At 62.2% G+C, this 6,353-nt stretch carries 6 protein-coding genes; 4 read left to right on the top strand and 2 right to left on the bottom strand.

From position 1 onward, the window contains the following. The coding region (locus tag RWT78_RS27080) for an alpha/beta hydrolase family protein (protein WP_314682165.1) at nucleotides 1–994 on the bottom strand (994 nt) is incomplete at its 3' end. Between the two features lie 233 nt (nucleotides 995–1,227). Between RWT78_RS27080 and RWT78_RS27075 the strand changes: the two genes are divergently transcribed. The 3 genes from RWT78_RS27075 (at nucleotide 1,228) to RWT78_RS27065 (ending at nucleotide 4,843) form a co-directional block, all read left to right on the top strand. Then, the gene (locus tag RWT78_RS27075; RefSeq protein ID WP_314682162.1) at nucleotides 1,228–2,214 is read left to right on the top strand and encodes a membrane dipeptidase; all 987 of its coding nucleotides are present in this window, start codon (nucleotides 1,228–1,230) and stop codon (nucleotides 2,212–2,214) included. Nucleotides 2,215–2,263: 49 nt separating this feature from the next. Continuing rightward, nucleotides 2,264–3,667, top strand: coding sequence for a dihydrolipoyl dehydrogenase (gene lpdA / locus RWT78_RS27070; RefSeq protein ID WP_003941477.1), 1,404 nt, complete (start codon nucleotides 2,264–2,266; stop codon nucleotides 3,665–3,667). A 183-nt stretch (nucleotides 3,668–3,850) separates the two neighbouring features. Continuing rightward, nucleotides 3,851–4,843, top strand: coding sequence for an iron-siderophore ABC transporter substrate-binding protein (locus RWT78_RS27065; protein WP_019744462.1), 993 nt, complete (start codon nucleotides 3,851–3,853; stop codon nucleotides 4,841–4,843). Here RWT78_RS27065 and RWT78_RS27060 read toward each other — a convergent pair. Continuing rightward, on the bottom strand, nucleotides 4,819–5,268 hold the full coding sequence (locus tag RWT78_RS27060) for a helix-turn-helix domain-containing protein (RefSeq protein ID WP_007735410.1): 450 nt from the start codon (nucleotides 5,266–5,268) through the stop codon (nucleotides 4,819–4,821). The two genes, RWT78_RS27065 and RWT78_RS27060, sit on opposite strands and share 25 nt — an antisense overlap. Nucleotides 5,269–5,386: 118 nt before the next feature. Here RWT78_RS27060 and RWT78_RS27055 point away from each other — a divergent pair, with 118 nt between their 5' ends. Next, nucleotides 5,387–6,238 carry an SDR family oxidoreductase gene (locus tag RWT78_RS27055; protein ID WP_314682158.1) on the top strand — a complete coding sequence of 284 codons (852 nt, stop codon included), beginning with the start codon at nucleotides 5,387–5,389 and terminating at the stop codon, nucleotides 6,236–6,238. The last annotated feature ends 115 nt before the right edge of the window (nucleotides 6,239–6,353 follow it).

Below are 6,353 nucleotides of genomic sequence, written 5' to 3'. Positions count from 1 at the left end.
AGTAGCCCCACGAGTGGGTGCCGGTCGGCTTGAAGTCGAAGGTGGCCGGGATCTTGAGATCGTTGAGGCGGTAGGCGAGGTTGTGGGTGCAGTAGTTGACTGCTGCCTCGATGACGCCGCCGACGATCACCTGGTTGGCGAGTGTGCCGACCTGTCCGTTGATCGCCTCGTTGTTCAGGGTGTCGTGCGGGCCGGGGAGTCCGGAGCCGGTGGAGATGAAGAGCTCGGTGCCGCGGAGCTTCTCGGCGTTGACGACGGGGTCGTTGTCGATCCAGCCCTGGCCGTCGAGGGGGCCCCACATGTTGGTCACGTCAGCGTCGCCGCGCATGCCCACAACCAGTTCGATGGAGGACTGGCCGACCGGTGTGCTGGTCTCGGCGCATCCGCTGTATGCACCGACGCCCTTGTAGAGGCCCGGAGCTGCGATGGCGAGGTTGAGGACCGAGGTCGCGGTCATCGAGATCGCGGAGATCGACTGGACGCCGTTGGTGTTGAACTCGGCGTCGATGACGGGCGGGAGTTCCTGGGTCAGGAACGTCTGCCACTTCTGACGGCCGAGGGACGGGTCGTCGTTCACCCAGTCGGTGTAGTAGCTGAATGCACCTTCGAGCGGGGTGACGACGTTGACGTTCTTGTCAGCGAAGAACTCGTTGACGTCGGTCTGACGCTGCCACGTCGCCCGGTCTTCGCCGCCGCCTGCACCGTTGAGCAGGTAGAGGGTCGGGCGGGGTTCGCTACCGTCTGCCGGGAGGATGACCTCGAGCGGAATATCGCGTTCCATGGAAGGGGAGTACACCTTGATGGTGGCGATGCGCCCGTTGTCCGTGCGGCTCGAGAGCTTGGAACCCGTTGTGTTTGCCTTGGCAACAGTTGCCGTGGTGGTCGACGGATCTCCGCCTGCGGACGACACTGCAGGGCTGATCAGCATCGGCAGCACGGATACTGCGGCTACAGCGGCGACCAGACGGCCACGCTTGAAAGTGCGAGCACGCATACGTTCAGAAACCTCCACCTAAAATTCCTTCGAATCCGCCCAGGAGTGAACGGTCCTTTGTTGCTGTTCCCGTACGGGAATTCATGCTGGGTACATGCTCTGTCGATAGGTACAGGGCGTGTGAGTCTTGTAAGTTCTACCGCATCGGTGCGTTATCCGCCAGTGAACCAGAGATTTGCTGAACGTACGACCAGTTTCAGGTGAATTTCCCTGATCATCGACGGGATTAGTGAGTGAACCGGACATATCCACTATGGGAACAACATTGTTGCCTACCTCTGCAGTCGAACGCGTCTGTCGAAGATCTTCTCCGATATCAGCGCCCAGCGGGGAGTTACGTTTCGGTGAACGTCGGTTACTCGCCGCAGACTCGCGCGGACTCGACGGCAATCGCCAAGAGTTTCGCGTGGCAGGCGCGGGTCGAGTTCCCGGAGATCACCCCTGTCTTCAGCGTCGACGGCGTCGTGGAGATTCAGGAGTCCGGCGGAATCGCCCTGGCCTTCGACCTGGAAGACTCGAATCCGCTGGAGGGAGACCTGGCCAACGTCTCGTACTTCTGCGACCTCGGAGTCCGCTCGATGTTGCCGACGTACAACTACATGAACGCTGCCGGCTGCGGCTGCTTGGACCTGGCGGACACGGGGTTGAGTGGATACGGCCGTGACCTGGTTGCCGAGATGAATCGCGTCGGAATGACGGTCGACGGCTCACATTGTTCGGTACAGACGGGGTTGGACATCTCAGCTATCACCCAGCGAGCAATGATCTACAGCCACTCGAATCTCCGAAGGTTGTGGGAGCATCCGCGCAACATCACCGACGATCAGGCCAGGGCGTGTGCGGAGACCGGCGGCGTCATCGGGATCAACGGCGTCGGCATATTCCTCGGCGTCAACGGACCGGATGACGACCAGGCTCGGATGTCCGCGATGGCCGACCACATCGAAGAGGCTGTGGGACTCGTCGGCATCGATCATGTCGGGATCGGCTCCGACTTCTCCTTCGACGCCGACGACTTCCGCGAAGAGATCGAGCAGAACCCGTCGTCGTTCTCCGAGGCGTACACCGCGTGGGGGCCACTGCAGTGGACTCCTCCGGAGGACGTGCTGACACTTGATCAGGTATTGCGTGCCCGGGGATTCGACGAGCCGTCGATCGAGGCCGTGTACGGCGGAAATTTCGCCCGAGTTGCCCGAGAAGTGTGGGCTACCGACGGGTAATGCGACCATCTGGGGACAGCGAAACGATGCAGGACTACCCTGGTGAATCGTGACCTCACACTATGACGTCGTTGTCCTCGGAGCCGGCCCCGGTGGGTACGTCGCTGCTATCCGCGCGGCACAACTGGGCCTGAGCACCGCCATCATCGAGCAGAAGTACTGGGGCGGTGTATGCCTGAATGTCGGCTGCATTCCGTCCAAGGCGCTTCTCCGTAACGCCGAACTCGCGCACATCTTCACGAAAGAAGCGAAGACGTTCGGCATGTCCGGAGACGTGTCCTTCGATTTCGGCTCCGCTTTCGATCGCAGCCGCAAGGTCGCGGACGGGCGAGTCAAGGGCATTCACTTCTTGATGAAGAAGAACAAGATCCCGGAGTACGACGGCAAGGGCACGTTCGTCGACGCCAACACCATCAGCGTGGAGCTGAGCAAGGGTGGCACCGAGACGATCACGTTCGACAACGCGATCATCGCGACCGGTTCGTACACCAAGCTGCTGCCCGGCACCTCGCTGAGCGAGAACGTCGTGACCTACGAAGAGCAGATCCTCACCCGTGACCTTCCGGGTTCGATCCTGATCGTCGGTGCCGGCGCGATCGGCATGGAGTTCGGTTACGTCCTCAAGAACTACGGCGTCGACGTCACGATCGTCGAGTTCCTCGATCGGGCACTGCCCAACGAGGACGCCGACGTCTCGAAGGAAATCGCCAAGCAGTACAAGAAGCTCGGCGTCACCATCAAGACCGGTGCCGCTGTGCAGTCCATCAGCGACGACGGCAGCAAGGTCACCGTCTCGATCAAGGACAACAAGTCCGGCGAGATCGAGACCGTGGTCGTCGACAAGGTTCTGCAGTCCGTCGGCTTCGCACCGCGCGTGGAGGGCTTCGGTCTCGAGAACACCGGGGTCGCGTTGACCGATCGCGGCGCCATCGCGATCGACGACTACATGCGCACCAACGTCCCGCACATCTTCGCCATCGGTGACGTCACCGCCAAACTGCAGCTCGCGCACGTCGCAGAAGCTCAGGCTGTCGTTGCTGCCGAGACCATCGGCGGCGCGGAGACGCAGACACTCGGTGACTACCGGATGATGCCGCGTGCGACGTTCTGCCAGCCGCAGGTCGCCTCGTTCGGTTTGACCGAGGAGCAGGCCAAGGCCGAGGGCTACGACGTCAAGGTCGCGAACTTCCCGTTCGCTGCCAACGGCAAGGCACACGGTCTCGGTGACCCGACCGGTTTCGTCAAGCTGATCGCCGACAAGAAGTACGGCGAACTGCTCGGCGGGCACCTCATCGGACCGGACGTTTCGGAACTGCTGCCCGAGCTGACCTTGGCCCAGAAGTGGGACCTCACGGTCAACGAGTTGGCACGCAACGTCCACACCCACCCCACACTCAGTGAGGCACTGCAGGAAGCGATCCACGGCCTCGCCGGCCACATGATCAACTTCTGACGGCAGGGCCTTCGGCCCCGTGCGCCTTTTCGGTAGTTCGCACTACCGGAAAGGCACACGGGGTTTTTCGTCTTTTGTGTCGAGTTGTGTTGCGAAACCGCCATCTGAGGCCTTCGAGTCGGGGTGTAGGCGCGCAACGCATTAGCGTCCCGAGTCGACCATTCGGCTTTCGAAGGACCACTCATGAAAACTCGTTCCGTACTGCTCGCGGCTTGCGTCGCGCTGACGCTCTCCGCCTGTGGAACCTCAGGTGACTCCGGATCGGACACCGAAGCTTCGGGTGCCGCCGAGGCGGGGGCGTTCCCCGTGACCGTCGACCACGCCTACGGTTCGACGACGATCGACGCGGAGCCTATGCGCATCGTGACCATCGGATGGAGTGGCCAGGATGCGGTGATCGCACTGAACAAGGTTCCGGTCGCCATGGAGAGCTTCTCCGGCGACGGCATCGAGAACAACATCCTGCCCTGGGACGCTTCGCGTCTGAACGGTGCCAAGCCCGTTCTCATGACGACCAATCCCGATATCCCGTTCGAGCAGATCCTCGGGCTCGATCCCGACGTGATCCTCGCCGTCTACTCCGGCATCGACGAGGGCGAGTACAAGCGCCTCAGTGACATCGCGCCGACCGTCGCGTTCCCCGACCAGCCGTGGGATACGGCGTGGGACAAGCAGATGAGCATGATCGGTGCAGCGCTCGGACAGCCGGAGCAGGCTCAGACGCTGATCGACGAGACCGGGGCGTACTTCGAGAAGCAGGCCGCTGATCACCCACAGTTCCAGGGCAAAACCGCAACGTATGCAATGCGCACCGACGAGGGCCTGATCGTCTTCTGCGGCACCGACCCGCGGATCCGTCTTCTCGGCCAGCTCGGGGTGAAGACCTCGCCCGGTGTCGACGCAGTGTGCACTTCCGGCGACAGTTCGGTGTCCGTGGGCATGGAATCCATCGACACACTCGACGCCGACGTCTTCATTCTCGTCGACGCCGACGGCACCAACCTGGACAAGCTGATGTCCTTCGGTCCGTTCGCGAACATGACCTCGGTGTCGAACGGCCGTCTGGTTCGTCTGGTCGGAATGGACTACGCGATGGCTACGTCCGCTCCGACGGTGCTGAGCGTTCCCTACGCATTCGACGAGTTCATCGCTCAGCTCTCGGACAAGTTGAGCTGATTCCGGGCGTCGTACGACGCTTGTGACGCAACGATTTTCGGCACCTGCGATTCGAGTAGTTCGATCAGGGCCGTGATCTTTGCGGCGACGTCGGCGCCGAGTTCGGTCAGGCTGTATTCCACTTTGGGCGGGATGGTTTCGAGTACCTCACGGTGCACGAGGCCATCCCGCTCGAGTGTTTGCAGGGTCTGTGAGAGCATGCGCTCGCTGACTCCGTCGACGCGTCGGCGCAGGGCACTGAACCGGTACGGGCCCTCGTTCAATGCCGCCAGCGCGAGTGCGCCCCAGCGTCCGGTTGCATTCTGCAATGCCGCCCGAGAGTTGCATCCGCGAGCGAAGACGTCAGCCTCGAGCGTTGGGTCCACGACGTCGGCATTCGGATCAGGGGTCTGGGCAGCACGTGAAGGTGAGTCGGTGCTGGTCATGAACCCAGGCTACTACTGCACGATCCCATAGCGATAACTTGAAGTGTTGCACTTACGAAAAATAAGTGCATGATGGTTGCAGAACGCATTTACGCTTCAACCTGGATCGGGAGTTCGCATGAGCATTGCAGTCACCGGCGCAACCGGAAACCTCGGACAACTGGTAGTCGAGTCGTTGATCGAGCGGGGAACCGCCGCGTCCGACATCGTCGCAGTGGTCCGCAATCCACAGAAGGCGGAAAGCCTCGCCGCCCGCGGAGTAGTTGTACGCCAAGCGGACTACGCCGATGCCTCGGCGTTGGAAACCGCATTGGCGGGCGTCGACAAGCTGGTTCTGATCTCGGGAAGTGAAGTGGGGTCACGGCTCGCGCAACACACCAACATCATCGACGCGGCGAAGGCTGCCGGCGTCGGATTCATCGCCTACACGAGCATCTTGAATGCTCAGGACACGCCGATGAAGCTTGCTGCCGAGCACAAGGCGACCGAGGACGTGCTCACTCGGAGCGGTATTCCGTTCGCGCTGTTGCGAAACGGTTGGTACTGGGAGAACTTCACCAACGACCTGGCCGGTGTGATCGAACGCGGCGCACTGGTCGGTGCGGGAGCGGAAGGCAAGATCGCGGCTGCGGCGCGTGCGGATTACGCCGACGCCGCAGCAGTAGTCGCGACCACCGATGGCCACGAAGGCGCAGTGTACGAGTTGGGCGGTGACGAGAGGCTCACCTACGCCGAATTGGCCGCAAAGATAAGCGAATTCGCCGGCAAGCCCGTCGCGTACCAGTTTGTGGACGCGGAGGCATACGAAGGCATTCTCGAGAGCGTCGGACTGCCTGCACCGGTTGCGCAGATCCTCGCCGATTCCGATGCTGCAATTGCCAAGGGGGCGTTGGACACCGAGTCGGGTGACCTGCAGAAGTTGATCGGCCGCAGCAGCACTCCGGTGGCTGAGGTGTTGAAGAAGGCCTGACCTGCTGTGGGGCGGTTTTTATCAGGGGGGGGGGGGTTAAGGGGCCACGGGGGTGGCCCACGGGGGGGGGCCCCCCGCGGGGGAGCCGCCCGCTACCGTCGACCAAGGTCGTGAC

Source organism: uncultured Rhodococcus sp., from assembly GCF_963525155.1.
In the GTDB taxonomy this organism is placed as follows: domain Bacteria; phylum Actinomycetota; class Actinomycetes; order Mycobacteriales; family Mycobacteriaceae; genus Rhodococcus_F; species Rhodococcus_F qingshengii.
Note: the sequence above shows the minus strand (reverse complement) of the source record. Positions and strands in the feature narration are given on the sequence as shown.

Coding starts and splice junctions, on each gene's coding strand:
- RWT78_RS27055 (WP_314682158.1), top strand. CDS start 5,387: ATGAGCATTGCAGTCACCGGCGCAACCGGAAACCTCGGACAACTGGTA.
- RWT78_RS27060 (WP_007735410.1), bottom strand. CDS start 5,268: ATGACCAGCACCGACTCACCTTCACGTGCTGCCCAGACCCCTGATCCG.
- RWT78_RS27065 (WP_019744462.1), top strand. CDS start 3,851: ATGAAAACTCGTTCCGTACTGCTCGCGGCTTGCGTCGCGCTGACGCTC.